14 protein-coding genes are annotated in these 17,097 nt (G+C 65.2%); 6 read left to right on the forward strand and 8 right to left on the reverse strand.

The window, feature by feature from the left end; translation table 11 throughout:
• Positions 1–216: 216 nt before the first annotated feature.
• Genes RM190_RS11520 through RM190_RS11540 form a run of 5 tightly spaced genes read left to right on the forward strand, consistent with a single transcriptional unit; the run spans position 217 to position 5,542 of the window.
• On the forward strand, positions 217–918 hold the full coding sequence (locus tag RM190_RS11520) for a creatininase family protein (RefSeq protein ID WP_311759591.1): 702 nt from the start codon (positions 217–219) through the stop codon (positions 916–918).
• 14 nt (positions 919–932) lie between these two features.
• The gene (locus tag RM190_RS11525) at positions 933–1,904 is read left to right on the forward strand and encodes an ABC transporter permease (RefSeq protein ID WP_311759592.1); all 972 of its coding nucleotides are present in this window, start codon (positions 933–935) and stop codon (positions 1,902–1,904) included.
• Position 1,905: 1 nt separating this feature from the next.
• Positions 1,906–2,802 (forward strand): ABC transporter permease, encoded by an 897-nt coding sequence (locus tag RM190_RS11530; protein WP_311759593.1) that lies wholly within the window; start codon positions 1,906–1,908, stop codon positions 2,800–2,802.
• A complete protein-coding gene (locus RM190_RS11535) occupies positions 2,799–4,487 on the forward strand; it encodes an ABC transporter ATP-binding protein (protein ID WP_311759594.1) in 1,689 nt (562 codons plus the stop codon). Before RM190_RS11530 ends, RM190_RS11535 begins: the two co-directional genes overlap by 4 nt.
• 32 nt (positions 4,488–4,519) lie before the next feature.
• Positions 4,520–5,542, forward strand: coding sequence for a DmpA family aminopeptidase (locus tag RM190_RS11540; protein WP_311759595.1), 1,023 nt, complete (start codon positions 4,520–4,522; stop codon positions 5,540–5,542).
• A 49-nt stretch (positions 5,543–5,591) separates the two neighbouring features.
• Here the strand turns inward: RM190_RS11540 and RM190_RS11545 are convergent, their stop codons facing one another.
• The 3 genes from RM190_RS11545 to cysD form a co-directional block, all read right to left on the reverse strand.
• Positions 5,592–7,073 (reverse strand): nucleobase:cation symporter-2 family protein, encoded by a 1,482-nt coding sequence (locus RM190_RS11545; protein ID WP_311759596.1) that lies wholly within the window; start codon positions 7,071–7,073, stop codon positions 5,592–5,594.
• Between the two features lie 397 nt (positions 7,074–7,470).
• Positions 7,471–9,378 carry a sulfate adenylyltransferase subunit CysN gene (gene cysN / locus RM190_RS11550; RefSeq protein WP_311759597.1) on the reverse strand — a complete coding sequence of 636 codons (1,908 nt, stop codon included), beginning with the start codon at positions 9,376–9,378 and terminating at the stop codon, positions 7,471–7,473.
• Between the two features lie 48 nt (positions 9,379–9,426).
• Positions 9,427–10,332 carry a sulfate adenylyltransferase subunit CysD gene (gene cysD, locus RM190_RS11555; protein WP_311759598.1) on the reverse strand — a complete coding sequence of 302 codons (906 nt, stop codon included), beginning with the start codon at positions 10,330–10,332 and terminating at the stop codon, positions 9,427–9,429.
• A gap of 164 nt (positions 10,333–10,496) precedes the next feature.
• Here cysD and RM190_RS11560 point away from each other — a divergent pair, with 164 nt between their 5' ends.
• Positions 10,497–11,468 carry a helix-turn-helix transcriptional regulator gene (locus RM190_RS11560; protein WP_311759599.1) on the forward strand — a complete coding sequence of 324 codons (972 nt, stop codon included), beginning with the start codon at positions 10,497–10,499 and terminating at the stop codon, positions 11,466–11,468.
• Positions 11,469–11,486: 18 nt separating this feature from the next.
• Here the strand turns inward: RM190_RS11560 and RM190_RS11565 are convergent, their stop codons facing one another.
• Genes RM190_RS11565 through RM190_RS11585 form a run of 5 tightly spaced genes read right to left on the reverse strand, consistent with a single transcriptional unit; the run spans position 11,487 to position 16,992 of the window.
• The gene (locus RM190_RS11565) at positions 11,487–13,097 is read right to left on the reverse strand and encodes an FGGY-family carbohydrate kinase (protein WP_311759600.1); all 1,611 of its coding nucleotides are present in this window, start codon (positions 13,095–13,097) and stop codon (positions 11,487–11,489) included.
• Between the two features lie 4 nt (positions 13,098–13,101).
• Entirely contained in the window at positions 13,102–13,830 is a 729-nt protein-coding gene (locus RM190_RS11570; protein WP_311759601.1) for an SDR family oxidoreductase, read from the reverse strand.
• A 15-nt stretch (positions 13,831–13,845) separates the two neighbouring features.
• The gene (locus RM190_RS11575) at positions 13,846–15,114 is read right to left on the reverse strand and encodes a sugar ABC transporter permease (protein ID WP_311759602.1); all 1,269 of its coding nucleotides are present in this window, start codon (positions 15,112–15,114) and stop codon (positions 13,846–13,848) included.
• Positions 15,095–15,886, reverse strand: coding sequence for an ATP-binding cassette domain-containing protein (locus tag RM190_RS11580; protein WP_311759603.1), 792 nt, complete (start codon positions 15,884–15,886; stop codon positions 15,095–15,097). Before RM190_RS11580 ends, RM190_RS11575 begins: the two co-directional genes overlap by 20 nt.
• A gap of 56 nt (positions 15,887–15,942) precedes the next feature.
• Positions 15,943–16,992: an ABC transporter substrate-binding protein gene (locus tag RM190_RS11585; RefSeq protein WP_311759604.1), complete on the reverse strand. Its 1,050-nt coding sequence runs from the start codon at positions 16,990–16,992 to the stop codon at positions 15,943–15,945.
• Positions 16,993–17,097: the final 105 nt, after the last annotated feature.

A 17,097-nucleotide genomic window follows, 5' to 3' on the forward strand; every position in this document is an offset into this window, starting at 1 on the left:
CCTTCCTTCAAAAAGCGACTGCCTTATCTCGTCATCCATGAGAATGCCCATGATTGCGTCACAAGTTCCGTTTGGGACGTTATTGGCAACAAATACCTTGCGTCAATGATAATATTTGTTCCTTATGGAACCAAAAATACGGCGATTCACCGACCCTGGCCACCTTGCCCGGTGCCGTCCGGGGCGGCCCGCCAAAGCAGGAACGGGACCGGAAGAATGCGAATTCAGGACATGAACTGGGGCCAGGTCGAAGCGCGCGTGACCCAAGACGACCGTTGCGTGCTGCCCATCGGCTCTGTCGAGCAGCACGCTTATCTAAGCCTTGCGACCGACATGATCTTGGCCGAGCGCATCTCGGTTGAGGCGGCCGAGCCCACGGGCGTGCCCGTCTTTCCCTGCCTGCCCTATGGCATGGCCTCCAGCTTTGCGGCCTATCCGGGGACGATTTCGCTGAAGCTGCGCACCTATCTGGCGGTGATCGAGGACATGCTGGACAGCCTCCACCGGGGCGGGTTCCGCCGCATCCTGATCGTGAACGGGCATGGCGGCAATTCGCCCGTCAACCCGCTGATCAGCGAATGGCTGAACGCCCATCCCGACGCCTCGGTGAAACTGCACGACTGGTGGCGGGCGCCACGGACCTGGGCGAAAGTGATGGAAACCGACCCCGCCGCCTCGCATGCAAGCTGGATGGAGAATTTCCCCTGGACCCGGCTGGACGGCGCGCCGGTTCCGAGTTTCAGCAAGGACCGCATCGACTTCGCGGCCGTCGCGCGCGTGGATGCGCAGCGCAAGCGCGAACGCATCGCCGAGGGCAACTATCACGGCGTCTTCCAGCGCCCGGACGCGGACATGCTTGCGATCTGGCAGGTCGGCGTCGAGGAAACCCGGCACGAGATCGAACACGGCTGGCACTGACGGCGGGGGCAGGCATGGCATCCTTCATCTTCCGACGGTTCGCGCAGGCGCTGATCGTCCTTCTGGTCATGTCGGTGCTGGTCTTCGCGGGCGTCTATGTGATCGGAAACCCGGTCGACGTGCTGATCTCACCCGACGCGACGCAGGCGATCCGGCAGCAGGTGATCCAGCAATACGGTTTCGACCTGCCGATCTGGCAGCAATACCTGCATTTCCTGCAACGCCTGCTGACCGGAGATCTGGGCAGCTCCTTCGTCTTCAACATGCCTGTCGGCACGCTGATCGCGCAAAAGCTGCCCGCGACGCTGGAACTGACCCTGATCGCGGTGCTTTTCGCCTCGGCCGTGGGTATCCCGCTGGGGGTCTATGCCGGGTATCGCCCCGACAGCCTCGTCTCGCGCGTGATCATGGCGGTGTCGGTACTGGGATTCTCGGTCCCGACCTTCTGGATCGGGCTGATGCTGATCATGGTCTTTGCAGTGCAGTTCGGCATCCTGCCCGCAGGCGGTCGCGGCGAGACACGGGATCTGTTCGGCGTCCCCTTCTCTTTCCTGACGCTCGACGGCTGGTCGCATCTGATCCTGCCTGCGCTGAACCTGTCATTGTTCAAGCTGTCGATGATGTGCCGTCTTGCGGCTTCGGGCACGCGCGAGGTGATGCTGACCGACACGATCAAATTCGCCCGCGCCGCGGGCATCCCGGAGCGTGTGATCCTGCGTCGCCATGTGCTGAAGCTGATCTCGATCCCGCTCGTCACTGTCTTTGGGCTTGAGCTTGGCTCGACCTTGGCCTTCGCGCTGGTGACCGAGACGATCTTCAGCTGGCCCGGCCTTGGCAAGCTGATCGTCGATTCCATCACCTCGCTCGACCGGCCGGTGATGGTGGCTTACCTCATGCTGGTCTCGGCGCTCTTCGTGGTCATCAATCTGTGCGTGGACCTCGCCTATGCGGCGCTTGATCCCCGCCTGCGTCACGGAGGACGCTGAGATGTCGGTCGCATCATCCGCGGGCTCGGTCTCGCCCCTCGCGCAGTTCTGGCGCGAATTTCGCCGCAACAAGGTCGCCGTGGTGGCGCTGGTCGTGGTGGCGTTGATCGTCTTCGTCGCGATCTTTGCGCCGCTGATCGTGCCGCAGGACCCCTATGACCTGAAATCTCTGGTGCTGCGCGATGCGCGCCGCCCGCCCGGCTATGTCGGGCGCGACGGGATGCTGCACCTGCTTGGCACCGACAGTCAGGGCCGAGACCTTCTGTCCGCCATCGTCTATGGGCTGCGGATCAGCCTGCAAATGGGCCTGATGGCCGGTGCGATCGCCTTCGCCATCGGTGCGGTGGTCGGCTGCTCTGCCGCCTTTGTCGGGGGCCGGATCGAGGCGCTGGTGATGCGCATCGTCGACATCCAGCTGTCCTTTCCCGCGATCCTGCTGGCTTTCGTGGTGGCCGCGATCCTTGGCCAAGGGAAAGAGCAACTGATCCTGGCGCTGGTCTTTGCCCAATACGCCTATTTCGTGCGCACCGCCCATGGTGCCGCCGCGGCCGAGCGGCAGAAGGATTATGTGCAGGCCGCGCTGTCCGTGCCGATGGGCGGCTGGTTTGTCATCACCCGCCATATCCTGCCCAATGCCCTGCCGCCCCTGATCGTGGTCGCGACGGTTCAGGTCGCCTCGGCCATCTCGCTTGAGGCGACGCTCTCCTTCCTCGGCGTCGGTTTGCCCGCGACCGAACCCTCGCTCGGGATGCTGATCGCGAACGGCTTCCAATACCTGATGTCCGGCCGCTACTGGATCGCGATCTATCCAGGGGTGGCACTGATCATCCTGATCATGGGGATCAACCTTGTCGGCGACCAGATCCGTGACCAGCTGAACCCGAGGCTGCGCAAATGACCGACCTGCTTGAGGTGCGTGACCTGCGCACATGGTTCCACACCGACCGGGGTATCGTGAAATCGGTCGACGGCATCTCGTTTTCGCTGAAGCGGGGCGAGGTCATGGGGCTGGTCGGCGAATCCGGCTCGGGCAAATCGATCACCGGGTTTTCGCTGATCGGCCTGATCGACAGGCCCGGCAGGATCGAGCAAGGCAGTTCGATCCGCTTTGGCGGGCGCGAACTGGTCGGACTGGACGAACGCCAACTGCGCGGCATCCGGGGCAAGGACATCTCGATGGTGTTCCAGGACCCGATGATGACGCTGAACCCCGTAGTCCGGATCATCGACCAGATCGGCATGGCGATCCGCGCGCATGAGGCGGCCTCGGATGCCGAGGTCCGCCGCCGCGCCGTCGAGGCCTTGGCGCGCGTCCGCATTGTCGACCCCGAACACAAGGTCGACCAGTACCCGCATGAATTCTCGGGCGGCATGCGCCAGCGGGTCGCCATTGCCATCGCGCTGCTGCACCGACCCCGGTTGGTGATCGCGGATGAGCCGACGACCGCGCTGGATGTCTCGGTGCAGGCCGAAATCCTGAAGGTGGTCAAGGCGCTGGTGGCCGAAATGGGCACCTCGCTAATCTGGATCAGCCACGATCTTGCGACAGTGTCATCGATCGCGGACCGGATCACGGTCATGCGGCGCGGCCGGATCGTCGAGGCGGGCCCGGTCCGCACAGTGCTGGACGCGCCCGCCCATCCCTATACGCAGGCGCTGCTTGATGCCCTGCCGTCACGCTCGAAGCCGGGGGAGATGCTGGCCTCTGGCGCGACCGAGGTGGCGGGTCAGCTTGATCCGTCGATGCTGCGCGGCGCTGCCATCGGCGCGCCTGCCGATCCGGGCTTCGTCACTGCGCGGGGCGTCGACAAGCTGTTCCAGCGCCCGGCGGGCAATCTGCGGCGGCTGGCGATGCGGCTGGGTCTGGCGGGCGCGCCCCCGCAGGTCCACGCGGTCAAATCGGCTTCGCTGACGATCGCGCGGGGCGAGATCCTTGGCCTCGTCGGAGAATCCGGCTCTGGCAAGTCGACGCTGGGGCGGATCCTGTGCGGCATCACCCCGCCCACCGCTGGTACCGTCTTGGTCGGCGGCGAACCTGTGATGAAGGGAGAGCGCAAGCATGGCACCAGGGTTCAGATGATCTTTCAGGATCCCTTCGCCTCGCTTGATCCGCGGCGGACGATCTTTCAATCCGTAGCCGAGGGGCCGGTCGCCCATGGCCTTTGCACCCGTGCCGAGGCGCGACCCTATGTTGAGCGCTGGCTGCGCGCCGTGGCCTTCGACCCGGCGCTGGCAAACCGCTATCCGCACCAGTTCTCGGGCGGGCAGCGCCAGCGGATCGCGATCGCCCGCGCGCTGGCCATGCAGCCCGAGATGCTGGTCTGCGACGAACCGGTCGCCTCGCTGGACGTGTCGATCCAGGCGCAGGTCATCAACCTGCTGATGGAGCTGCGTCGGCACCTGAACCTGACGCTACTGTTCATCAGCCACGACCTGTCGGTGGTCCATCACCTGTGCGACCGGGTCGTGGTGATGCGGCATGGCGAATTCGTCGAGACCGGCACCGCCGCCCGCATCTTCCATGCGCCGGAACAACCCTATACGCGGATGCTGCTGGAGGCGATTCCACGGCTGGAATCCTGAAGGCAGACGGGTCGGACAAGGAAAGGGACTGCATGGCACGGGCGCGCGAATTCGGACTTGAAGCGGGGATCATGTCCCCCGGTGCAGGCAACGCGATCACCGACGTGCCGGGCGTCCGAGTGGGCCACACCACCCTGCGCCGCGGCACGGTCAATACCGGCGTCACCGCGATCGTGCCGCAGCCGGGGAACCTGTTCCTGGACAAGCTGACAGCGGCGGTCGAGGTCATCAACGGCTTTGGCAAAAGCGCGGGGCTGGTGCAGGTGGCGGAACTCGGCACGCTGGAAACCCCGATCCTGCTGACCAACACCTTCGGCGTCGGTACCTGCGTCAATGCGCTGATCCGCCGCGCCATCGCCGAGACGCCCGCCATCGGGCGCGAGACCTCGACCGTGAACGCCGTGGCCTGCGAATGCAATGACGGCCCGCTGTCCGACATCCAGGCCCTTGCCGTGACCGAGGCAGACGCGCTGGCGGCGCTGGATGCGGCAGGGGTCGACGTGGCCGAAGGCTCGGTCGGGGCCGGGACCGGCATGTCCTGCTTCGGCTTCAAGGGCGGGATCGGCACCGCCTCGCGCCGCATCGCCATTGCCGGGCGGGATTGCCATCTTGGCGCGCTGGTGCTGGCGAATTTCGGGCGGGCGGGCGATCTGGTGCTGCCCGACGGACGCCGGCCCGATCCCCGCATTGCTCCGCAGCCGGAAAAGGGTTCGATCATCGTGATCCTGGCGACGGACGCACCGGTCGATCAACGCCAGTTGCAACGGATTTGCCGCCGCGCGGGCGCGGGCATCGCCCGGCTTGGCGCGTTTTGGGGGCATGGCAGCGGCGACATCGTGCTGGGCTTCACCACCGCAAACCGTGTGCCGCATTTCCCTCAAGGCGACACGACCCCGCTTGTGCGCCTGTCCGACAGCCGCATCGACGACCTGTTCCGCGCCGCCTGCGAAAGCACCGAGGAAGCGATCCTGAACGCGCTTTGCACCGCGACCGAGGTCACAGGCCCCGGCGGGCTGACGCGTCCGCAGCTTTCGGACTGGCTGCGCGGGCACTGAACGCCTGCGCCGGGCTGGACCACAAGGCCCGCCCGGCGCGCTTTTGCGTTCAGTGCTGGCCGGCCGCAACCAGCGGGACCTCGTTTCCGGCGGCATCGAACAGCTTGCCATCCAGGAAGTAGTCCCCGTCCTCAAGCTGGGCGATATCGGCATAGCGCAGCGTTCGCTCGGACGCCGCGCCAAAGACCGACGGCTCGGTCGGCGTGCCGGCCCGCAGGTGGTTGAACAGCACGTTCAGCACGATCGCCATCAGCGCGGACGAGCTGATGCCCGAATGGAATATGGTCTGCACCCAAGCCGGGAACTGATCGTAGAAGCCCGGCAGGACGATCGGGATCGTTCCGAAGCCGATCGAAGTCGCAACGATGATCAGGTTCATGTTCCCGGCATAATCGACCCGCGCGAGGGTGCGGATGCCGCTGGCAGTGACGGTGCCGAACAGCACGATCCCCGCACCACCAAGAACCGGGCTGGGAATGGCCGCGACCACGCGCCCCATGACCGGCAGCAGTCCCAGCGCGACCAGGATCAGCCCGCCCGTGGCCACGACATAGCGGCTTTTGACCCCGGTGACGGCGACCAGTCCCACGTTCTGGGCAAAGGCGCTTTGGGTGAAGGATCCGACAACCGGGGCCAGCATGCTGGACAGCATGTCGGCGCGCAGCCCGTCGCCCAGCCGTTGCGAATCCACCTTGGTCTCGACGATTTCACCGACGGCGAAAATGTCGGCCGATGTTTCAACCATCGTCACCAGGATGACGATGAACATCGACAGCGTCGCCGCGATTCCGAAGGTCGGCAGGCCGAAATGGAAGATGCCCGGCAGCGCAAAGGTCGGACCGCTTCCGACCTGCGAAAAGTCGGTCATCCCTGTCGCATAGGCAATGACCGTGCCGAAGACCAACGCCAGCAGGATCGACAGACGCGAGATCGCGGCATTCCCGACCTTGCTGAGCAGCAGCACGATGGCCAGCGTCATCCCGGCCAACAGGATATTGGCGGGGCTGCCGAAATCGGGCGCGCTGCGGTTGCCGCCCATCGCCCAGGAGCCAGCGACCGGCATCAGGGTCAGGCCGATGGTGGTGATCACGATCCCCGCCACCAGCGGCGGGAAAAAGCGCGTGATGCGCGAAAAGACCGGTGCGATCAGCAGGCCCAGGAACGATGCCGCCATGACCGAGCCCAGGATCGCCTGAATGCCGCCATTGCCCGCAATCGCGATCATTGTCGCGACTCCGGCAAAGGACACGCCTTGCACCAGCGGCAACTGGCAGCCGAAGAAGGGCAAGCCCAGCGTCTGCAGCAGTGTCGCCACGCCCCCCGCGAAAAGCGATGCGGTGATCAGCAGCCCGATATCGCCCGGGCTCAGCCCCGCGGCCTGGCCAACGATCAGCGGGACGGCGACGATGCCGCCATACATGGTCAGGATATGTTGCAGCCCATAGGCCAGATTGGCAGCAAGGCCGAGCTTCTCGTCCTCGGGGCGCGTCGCGACCTCTGCTCCAGTATTCTCCAATGTTTCCAAAGTCATCTCGCCCCTTTCAGCAATTTTGCCATCCCCCCGGCAGAGGGGGCGGACCATAATGGCAAAGGTCGGGTACGACTTTTCGATTAGGCTTTAAGCTATCTTAACCGATGGGATAAAATACGGGGGCTAGGCCTTCCAACGGAACACCCTTCTCGCATCTGGCGAGTCTCAGGGGCGTGGCCGGGCGCTGCAAGTATCTGAAATAAAGCGCAAACCCGGAACGGCCCAAATGGGCGGCGGGGAATGCAGGGATCCGGCAGGATCATGTTATCCCCGCGCGCCGCGGTCATGTCCAGCATCGGGCGGCACGTCACGGGAAAGCGTGGCACATGGATCACCATGCACCACGCCAGTCAGTCTGCTAGGGGCGGCGGACCGGTTCCGGCGCCCCCTTGCGGGATCAGGGGATCAGCCGGGCGATGATCAGGTCGGCCGCCTCTTCCGGGGTCATCGCGGTCGTGTCGATGCGAATCTCGGCCGAGTCCGGCGCCTCATAGGGCGAGTCGATGCCGGTGAAGTTCTTCAACTGGCCCGAACGCGCCTTGGCATAAAGACCCTTCACGTCTCGGCCCTCGGCCACTTCCAGCGGCGTATCGACAAAGACCTCGATAAACTCGCCCGGCTGCATCATGCCGCGCACCATGTCGCGTTCCGACCGGAACGGCGAGATGAAGGCGGTGATGACGATCAGACCGGCATCGGTCATCAGCTTGGCGACCTCGCCGACGCGACGGATGTTCTCGATCCGGTCGGCCTCGGTGAAGCCAAGGTCCTTGTTCAGACCGTGGCGGACGTTGTCGCCGTCAAGAAGGAAGGTGTGGCGGTTCATCCGCGCCAGCTTCTTCTCGACGATATTGGCGATCGTCGACTTGCCCGAACCGGACAGGCCGGTCAGCCACAGCACGGCGGGCTTCTGATGCTTCATCCCGGCATGATGCTCGCGCCCGATATCGGTCGCCTGCCAGTGGATGTTCTGGGCGCGGCGCAGGGCATAGTGGATCAAGCCGGCGGCGACCGTGTGGTTGGTCATCTTGTCGATCAGGATGAAGCCACCCAGGTCGCGGTTCTCGTCATATGGGGCGAACGGAATCTCGCGGTCCGTGGTGACGTTGGCGACGCCGATGGCGTTCAGGTCCAGCGTCTTGGTCGCCAGATGTTCCTGCGTGTTGACGTTCACCTCGTATTTCGGGGCATGGACCGTGGCCGAGACGGTCTGCGTCCCGATCTTCAGCCAATAGGCCCTGCCCGGAACCATCTCGTGCTCGTCCATCCAGACGATGGTGCTTTCGAACTGGTCGGCAACCTCCAGCGGCGACTGGGCCGCGACGATCACCTGCCCGCGCGAGCAGTCGATTTCGTCCGCCAGCGTCAGGGTGACGGATTCGCCAGCCACCGCAAGATCGCGGTCGCCTTCCAGCCCAACGATCCGCGCGATGGTCGAGGTCTTGCCCGAGGGCAGCACCCGGACCGCGTCACCCGGCTGGATCGTGCCCGAGGCAACCAGCCCTGCAAAGCCGCGGAAATCCAGGTTCGGGCGGTTCACCCACTGCACCGGCATCCGGAACGGCTTGGCCTGATCGGCGGTGGCGTCGACATCGACAGTTTCAAGATGCGGCAGCAGCGCGGTGCCCGAATACCAGGGCGTGTTTTCGCTGCTCGCAGTGATGTTGTCGCCCTTGAAGCCGGAGATCGGGATCGCGGTGAACTCCTCGATGCCGATGCTTTGCGCGAATTGACGGTAATCGGCGACGATCTTGTCGAAGGCGGCCTGATCGTAACCGACCAGATCCATCTTGTTCACCGCCAGCACGATGTGACGGATGCCCAGCAGCTTCACCAGATAGCTGTGCCGGCGGGTCTGGGTCAGCACGCCCTTGCGCGCGTCGATCAGGATCACGGCCAGATCGGCAGTCGAGGCACCGGTGACCATATTGCGGGTATATTGTTCGTGGCCGGGGGTGTCCGCGACGATGAACTTGCGCTTTTCCGTGGCGAAGAAGCGATAGGCCACGTCGATGGTGATGCCCTGCTCGCGTTCGGCGGCCAGCCCGTCGACCAGCAGCGCGAAGTCGATTTCCTGGCCCTGCGTGCCGACGCGCTTGCTGTCAGCCTCCAGCGCGGCAAGCTGGTCTTCGAAGATCATCTTGCTGTCGTAAAGCAGCCGCCCGATCAGGGTGGATTTGCCGTCATCGACCGAGCCGCAGGTGATGAAGCGCAGCATGGTCTTGTGCTGGTGCGCCTCAAGATAGGCGTCGATGTTCTCGGCGATCAGGGCGTCGGTCTTGTAGATCGGTTCTTGGGTCGTCATGGGGTCACCTGATTTCGGTGGAATTGCTGGGAGAGGCGGCAAAAGGGCTTAGAAATAGCCTTCCTGCTTCTTCTTCTCCATCGAGGCGGCCTGGTCGTGGTCGATCGCGCGGCCCTGACGTTCCGAGGTGGTGGTCAGAAGCATTTCCTGAATCACCTCGGGCAGGGTCCGGGCCTCGCTTTCGACGGCGCCGGTCAGCGGATAGCATCCCAGCGTGCGGAAACGGACCGACCGCATCACCGGGGTTTCGCCCTCGGCCAGCCGGAACCGCTCGTCATCCACCATCAGGATCAGGCCGTCGCGCTCCACGGTCGGGCGCGGGGCCGAGAAGTACAACGGGACGATCTCGATCCCTTCCAGATGGATGTATTGCCAGATGTCCAGCTCGGTCCAGTTCGAGATCGGGAACACCCGGACGCTTTCGCCCTTGGCCTTGCGGGCGTTGTAAAGCCGCCAAAGCTCGGGGCGCTGGTTCTTGGGATCCCAGCGGTGGTTGGCCGACCGGAACGAGAATACGCGTTCCTTGGCGCGCGACTTTTCCTCGTCGCGGCGGGCGCCGCCGAAGGCGACGTCAAAGCCGTATTTGTCCAGCGCCTGCTTGAGGCCCTCGGTCTTCCACATGTCGGTATGCATCGAGCCGTGATCGAAGGGATTGATCCCCTTCGCCACCGCCTCGGGGTTCTGATAGACCAGAAGCTCCATCCCGGCCTGCTTGGCGGCCTTGTCGCGCAGCGCATACATGTCCTGGAACTTCCAGGTCGTGTCGACATGCAGCAGCGGGAAGGGCGGCGGCGCGGGATAAAATGCCTTCTTCGCAAGATGCAGCATCACTGCGCTGTCTTTGCCGACGCTGTACAGCATGACGGGATTCTCCGCCTCGGCGACGACTTCGCGCAGGATGTGGATGCTTTCGGCCTCAAGGCGCTGCAGGTGGGTCAGGGTTTTCTTGTGCATTCGAAAGACTCGGTCAGAACAAAGATTGAAACTGATCTAGCGTTGCAATCCCGCGCTGTGCCCCCCCATATGGGGGGTAAATTCGACAACTGGACGAGGACCGGAAGATTTCCGCCGACGAAGACCTGATCCTGGCGCTTTTTGCCGCCGCCTCTGGCTATCCCGTGGGCGATGGGCCCGAGGCGCGACAGCCCCGCGCCGACCTGTGGCCCGCCTTTCTTGCGCTGCTGGCACGCCGCACGGGGGCCAGCGCCGCCACCATCGCGATCGAACGCAATGGCCGCCGAACCGAGATCTGGAGCATCGGCCAGCCCCCTGCCCCCGTGCCCTCGGATCTGGCGCAATTGCGGCGCAGCCGGGTCTATTCCCAGCTGGACCTGCCCGGCCAGCCGCCGGGGCCGGGCTTCCTGCGCGTGCTGAAATGGCCGATGGAACCGGGGGAATACGGGGTCGCGGCGATCCAGCGCCTGGACCGTGACTTTCGCGCCATCGACGCGGTCAAGCTGTCCGAACTGCTGCCCTTTCTGCCGCAGGCGCTGACAAGCTGGCGGCGTATCGCGCAGGAACGTGTCCGCGCGGAATGCGACCGTTTTCTGGCTGGGCGGCTGGCGACGGGCTGGGCGCTGTTCTCGGCCGGGGGGCAGGTGCTGGATCTGTCGGACAGCGCGCAGCGGCTGATCGCCGAGGCCGAGGGCATCCGCCTTGGTCCCGAAGGTCGGCTTCAGTTCCGCGATATCGAAGCCGAGCGCCGCTTTCAGGGTGCCATCGCCGAGGCAGGGTCCGTGTCCGGAAGCCCGTCGCTGATCCGGATCTCGGAAAGCCCGCTTCTGCACATGGTCGTTACCTCGACAATGCTGGCGGGCAGTCCCACGCCTTTGGGTCTTTTGCGCGGCGAAAGGATGGCACGCGGGGTGCCCGTGCACGAGGTCGCGCGCGCCTTCAACCTGACCCGAAGCGAGGCGCTGCTGGCCCTGCTTCTGGCCGATGGCTTCACCCTGGGCGATGCGGCGCAGGAACTGGGCTGGACGATCCAGACCGCGCGGTCCTGTTCGAAACAGGTCTATGCGCGGCTGAACGTCCACAGTCAGGCCGATGTCGTCCGGCTGATTCACCAAAGCGCCATCTGGTTCGCCTGAAAGACGGGCGCGGCGCGTTCACACCCCGCGCGCGTCCCTCAGGGCCTGTTGCAGCGCCCGGAACGTCGCATAGCGGGCATCATGGATCGCTGCGGCCCCGGCATCGGGGCCATATTCGCGATCCGGGCGCGACATGGCAGCCATCGCCTCGACCATTCCGGGATATTGGCCCGCGGCGACGGTGCCAAGGATCGCCGAACCCAGCAACACCGGCTCGGCCGCCTTGCTTGACAGAACGGGCTTGCCAGTTCCGTCGGCCAGGATCTGGCGCACCAGGTCAAGCTGCCCCGCCCCGCCCGATATCACGATCCGGTCGACGCTCACACCCTGACTGTCCTGCGCCTCGATGATCTGGCGCAGGCCATAGGCGATGCCGCACAGCCCCGCGACGTAAAGCGCAACCAGGCTGTGCAGGTCCCGCTCCATCCCCAGACCGGCGATGACAGCGCGGGCGTGCGGGTCGGCGAAAGGCGCGCGGTTGCCCAGGAATTCCGGCACGACATGCAGGCCCGTGGCAAGACGCACCACATCGGACAGGTTTTCCGCCTTGCGCGCCGCGACCTCCGCCAGCCAGACCGGCAGCGGCTTGCCATCGGCACGGGCGGCGGCACTGGCTTCAGGCAGGGCCGGATGAAGGGCCAGCAACTGTTCGATCGCCGCGCCCGCAGCGGATTGCCCGCCTTCATTCAGCCACAAGCCCGGCACCATCGCCTGATAGTAAGGCCCCCAGACCCCCGGCACGAAAGCGGGTTCACGTGTCGAGGTCATGGTGCAGGACGAGGTGCCGAAGACATAGGCAAGGTTGCTTTCCGGCCCCTCTGCCATGCCGACGGTGCCAATCCCGCCGGCATGGGCGTCGATCAGGCCCGCGCCAACCGGGGTGCCCGGGCGCAGGCCCAGTTCGGCCGCGGCACTCGCGGTCAGTCCTGCCCCCAGCGCGGTGCCGGGCGGCACGATCCTTTGCCCGATCCGAATGAAATCCTGATCGGCCAGATCGCCCAGCCCGATGCTGCGGAAATAGTCGGGATCCCAGCGATCCTCATGCGCAAGATAGGTCCACTTGCAGGCCACCGTGCAGCTTGACCGGGTCAGATCACCCGTGGCTCGCCAGCCCAGGTAATCGGCAAGGTCCATGAATTGCCATGCATTCCGATAGGTTGCGGGCTGGTTCTCAAGCAACCACAGCAGCTTCGGCGTCTCCATCTCGGGCGAGATCCTGTCCCCGACATAGCGCAGGACGGGGTGGCCGCCCGCGTTGATCCGCTCGGCCTGGGAAATCGCGCGATGATCCATCCAGACGATGATATTGCGCGCATCGTCACCCGACGCGCTGACGGTCAAGGGACGGCCACCTTCGCCCAACACGACCAGTGAACAGGTGGCATCGAAGCCAAGCCCCTCGATCCGGGCCGGATCAATGCCGGATGCGGCTACCGTTTCGCGCGTGGCGGCGCAGACGGCGGCCCAGATGTCCTCGCTGGACTGTTCGGCGATATCCGCGCCGTCGCGCCACAAAGTGATGTCGCGCCGCGCGCTGGCCAGCATCGTGCCCCGCGCATCGAACAGCCCCGCCCGAGCGCTGCCGGTGCCGACATCGATGCCAAGGAAACAGGGGGGTGCGCTTGCCATGGTGTCAAAGATCGACGCTGTTGGGCAGGATCACCAGATCGCGGATCACCACGTTGCGCGGCCGCGTCAGCATGAAGATGACCGCATCCGCCACCTCGGTCGGCTGCATCAGCGACCCGTTGGCCAGCGCCTCCTCCATTTTCGCCTTGGGCCAGTCGTCGAGAAGCGCGGTCACGACCGGACCGGGCAGCACCGCCCCCATGCGGATGCCATGCGGCGCGACCTGACGCCGCGTCGCGTGCAGGAACGCCTGAACCGCGAATTTTGACGCGGTATAGATTGGCTCCCACACCACCGGGACAACGCCAGCGACGGAGGAGGTGAAGATCACGTCGCCGGTCTTTCTGGCGATCATCCCGGGCAGGACCGCACGCACGCTGCGGAAGGCCGCGTTGATGTTCAGGTTCAGCATCCGGTCCCAGGCGTCGGGGTCGCCCTCGGCCGCGGGTCCCCCGATATAGGCCCCGGCATTGGCGTGAAAGATGTCGACCGGCCCGGCCAGGTCCTCGATGCCCTGCGCGATGCCGTCAACTTCCGCGCCGCGCAGCAGGTCGACGACCAGCGGCTTTGCGTTCGGCCCCAATTCGTCGCAAAGCGCCTGCAGCCGGTCGGCCGCGCGGTCGATCAGCACGACAGTCGCCCCCTCGGCCAGCATCGCGCGCGCGCAAGCCAGCCCGATCCCGGATGCCGCACCGGTGACGGCCGCGACCTTGCCCTTCAATTGATCACCCATTCCCGTTTTCCTTTCCTATGCCCGGCCGTGGCTTGCCCGCGAACGGCGCGCCAGCGAGTCGACGATCACCGCGACCGCCAGGACCGCGCCCGTGATCATGTAGCGCAGGGACGAGCTGAGGTTCAGCAGCGTCAATCCGTTCGAAATCGCCTGGATGACGATGACGCCCAGCAGCGCCGACCAGGCCGATCCGCGCCCGCCGAACAGCGAAGTGCCCCCGATCACGGCAGCCGCGATCGCGTTCAGGTTCACGTCCCCCGTCCCTGCCTGCTGGCTGGACGAAGCCAGCCGAGACGCCGCCAGCGTGCCCCCCAGCGCCGCAAGCATCGAACACAGCATGAAGGCCGAAATGCGGATGCGGTTCACGTTGATCCCCGAGCGCCGCGCCGCCTCGCGGTTGCCGCCGACGGCGAACATCGCACGGCCCCATTTCGTGCGCGTCAGCGCATATTGCATGATGACGACCAGCAGGACGAACAGGCCGAACATCCACGGGATCCCGCGCCCCATGTTCAGGTAATGGACCGCGCCCAGCAGGATCAGCGTCAGCACTGCGACCTTGACCAGCAGGACGGAAACGCCGCCCGGATTGGACAGGTTGACCGCCGCCCGCCGCCGCATCCGTGCGAGCCCCAGCGCCAGCATTACCACCCCCGGCGCAAATGCGAGCACATAGCTGAACCATGCCGGCATGACGTAGATCTGCCCGAACCGCACCATGGGCGAGGCATAGGGCAGGTTGATCGATCCGGTCCCCCCCAGCAAATAAAGCTGCAGGCCCAGCATCGCCAACAATCCCGACAGGGTCGACACGAAGCTGGGCATTCCGAAGCGGTTCAGCATCGTCGCATAGACAAAGCCCATGAACGCGCCCGCGCACAGCGCGACCAGGATTGCCAGTGGCACCGGCAGTCCCATCCTGACCCAGACGACGCCCAGGATGGCCGAGGCCAGCCCGCTCATCGAGCCGATGGACAGGTCGATCTCGCCCAGCATCAGCACGCAGACCACACCCAAAGAGATGCATCCCACCGCCGCCGCGTCGAACAGCAGGTTCGCAAGGTTGTTCGGCGCCAGGAAAATCGGGTTCAACGACCAGAAGACCGTCGCGATCAGGATCAGCCCAATGACCACCGGCAAGATGCCAAGATCGCCCGAGCGCACTCGGTCGATGAAGCCGCGGATCGCGCCCGCGACGCCCTGATCCTGGCGCAGGCGACTGTCGGATTGGTCAAGGGCGGTCCGGGTGTTCGGATCGGTCATCTCAGCCTTCCAGTTGTTCATGCTTGCGGGCCTGACGGCGCGAGACCGCGTTTTCGGTCGCGCCGGTAATCGCCGCAACCAACTCGGCATTCGAGGATTCCGCCGTGAAGACGCCGTTGTTGCGGCCCAGCCGCAGGACCACGATCCGGTCGGCGACGGCGCGCACATCCTCCATGTTGTGCGAAATCAGGATGACGCCCAATCCGCGGTCGCGCACGCGCTCGATCAGGTTCAGCACCTCGGCGGTCTGCGCGACGCCAAGGGCTGCGGTCGGTTCATCCAGCATGATGACCCTGGGGTTCAGCAGCAGCGAGCGCGCGATCGCGACGGTCTGGCGCTGCCCGCCCGAAAGCGAGGCAATGGGTTCGCGGACCGAAGGGATGCGCGCCGCAAGTTCGCGCAGCAGGGTCCAGGCGCGGACCTCCATCTGCACCTCGTCCAAGCTCCAGGGAGAAATTTCCTGTCCCAGGAACAGGTTGGCGACCACATCCAGATTCTCGCACAGGGCCAGATCCTGAAACACGGTCGCGATGCCCAGTTCCAGCGCGCTGCCGGGACTGTCCATCGTCACCGGACGGCCCATGAACTCGATACTGCCCTCGGTCGGCTGGTGGACGCCCGCCAGCACCTTGACCAGAGTGGATTTGCCCGCGCCGTTGTCGCCGACCAGCGCCACGACTTCGCCCGCATGGACGTCAAGCTCGATGTCCTTCAGTGCCTGAACCGCGCCGAATTGTTTCGAGACGCCGCGCAGCTTCAGGATCGGGGCGGCGGGATGGCCTGTTTCGGTCATCGCGTTTCCTTTCCGAAGAAATGGCGCGCGCCCCGGGGGACGCGCGCCGTCGAGGCCTATTTCGTGATGCCAAGCTCGCGGCAGGCATCGGCGTAATCGGCGGTGCAGATTTCCTCGGGGGTCTGGATGCCCTTGTCGAAGATCTCGGCCTTGATGTTCTCTCGCGTGACGACGGCCGGCACGAACAATTCGGACGGGGTGTCGTAAAGCGAGGTCTTGGGCTCTGGCGTCTCGCCCTTCAGGAAGGTGGCGACGACATTGGCGGCGGCGGCGGCCACGATCTCGGACGGCTTCGAGATGGTGTTGTACTGGTCGCCCGCGATGATCAGTTGCAGCGCCGCGATGGTCGCGTCATTGCCGGTGACCGGCGGCAGCGGATCGACCCCCGCCGCCTTCAGCGCCGCGATGGCGCCGCCAGCGGTGCCGTCATTGGCCGCGACGATGCCCTTGATGTCTGCGCCGAAGCGGTTGATCTGCCCGGCGGTGAATTCCTGCGCCTTGGGCGGGGCCCATTCCGGCGTGTCGTATTCGGCCAGGGTCTTGTATTCCGAACCGTCCAGCGCGGCGTCGATCCCGTCACGGATCAGCCCCGCCGCCGCATCGGTGGGCGAGCCGTTGATCTGCAGCACCCCTGCCCCGGCGGCCACGCCCGACGCCTTCAGGTGGTCGACCAGCGATTGCGCGATGGCTTGCCCGATGCCCTTGTTGTCAAACGAGACATAGTAATCCGCCGGCGTGTCCGGGATCGGGCGGTCATAGGCGATGACCTTCACATCCTGTGAATGGGCCATCTGCACCAGTCCCGCGGCCGCCGCCGAATCCACCGGGTCAAGAACGACGATCTTGGCACCCTGCGTAATGACCGAGTTGAATTGCTGCTGCTGCAGCGTCGCATCGGCATTGGCGTTCTGATAGATCACCGTGCATTTCGGGCACAGCTTCTCCATTGCGGCCTTGAAGCCGGGGAAATCATGCTCCTCGTAGCGGGTCGATGCCTGATCCGGCATCAGAAAGGCGACCGTCGCCGCCTCTTGCCCCAGGGCCGCACCGGCCAGCAGCGTCGTCGCCGCCAGCGAGGCCGCGGCGAGCGGGAATTTGGACTTCATCTTTGTCTCCTCCACATGTCGGGATGCGACCCGCAATGGCCATCTCTCCCCCGGCCCCGGTGTCGTTCCCCTTGTTGCTTCCCCCGGACTCCGGCGCACCGCATG

Origin of the sequence: Paracoccus broussonetiae, from assembly GCF_031854425.1 — a bacterium.
Classification (GTDB): domain Bacteria; phylum Pseudomonadota; class Alphaproteobacteria; order Rhodobacterales; family Rhodobacteraceae; genus Paracoccus; species Paracoccus broussonetiae.

Excerpts from the sequence above, each read along its gene's own strand:
- RM190_RS11520 (WP_311759591.1), top strand. The coding sequence starts at position 217 with ATGCGAATTCAGGACATGAACTGGGGCCAGGTCGAAGCGCGCGTGACC.
- RM190_RS11525 (WP_311759592.1), top strand. The coding sequence starts at position 933 with ATGGCATCCTTCATCTTCCGACGGTTCGCGCAGGCGCTGATCGTCCTT.
- RM190_RS11530 (WP_311759593.1), top strand. The coding sequence starts at position 1,906 with ATGTCGGTCGCATCATCCGCGGGCTCGGTCTCGCCCCTCGCGCAGTTC.
- RM190_RS11535 (WP_311759594.1), top strand. The coding sequence starts at position 2,799 with ATGACCGACCTGCTTGAGGTGCGTGACCTGCGCACATGGTTCCACACC.
- RM190_RS11540 (WP_311759595.1), top strand. The coding sequence starts at position 4,520 with ATGGCACGGGCGCGCGAATTCGGACTTGAAGCGGGGATCATGTCCCCC.
- RM190_RS11545 (WP_311759596.1), bottom strand. The coding sequence starts at position 7,073 with ATGACTTTGGAAACATTGGAGAATACTGGAGCAGAGGTCGCGACGCGC.
- cysN (WP_311759597.1), bottom strand. The coding sequence starts at position 9,378 with ATGACGACCCAAGAACCGATCTACAAGACCGACGCCCTGATCGCCGAG.
- cysD (WP_311759598.1), bottom strand. The coding sequence starts at position 10,332 with ATGCACAAGAAAACCCTGACCCACCTGCAGCGCCTTGAGGCCGAAAGC.
- RM190_RS11565 (WP_311759600.1), bottom strand. The coding sequence starts at position 13,097 with ATGGCAAGCGCACCCCCCTGTTTCCTTGGCATCGATGTCGGCACCGGC.
- RM190_RS11570 (WP_311759601.1), bottom strand. The coding sequence starts at position 13,830 with ATGGGTGATCAATTGAAGGGCAAGGTCGCGGCCGTCACCGGTGCGGCA.
- RM190_RS11575 (WP_311759602.1), bottom strand. The coding sequence starts at position 15,114 with ATGAACAACTGGAAGGCTGAGATGACCGATCCGAACACCCGGACCGCC.
- RM190_RS11580 (WP_311759603.1), bottom strand. The coding sequence starts at position 15,886 with ATGACCGAAACAGGCCATCCCGCCGCCCCGATCCTGAAGCTGCGCGGC.
- RM190_RS11585 (WP_311759604.1), bottom strand. The coding sequence starts at position 16,992 with ATGAAGTCCAAATTCCCGCTCGCCGCGGCCTCGCTGGCGGCGACGACG.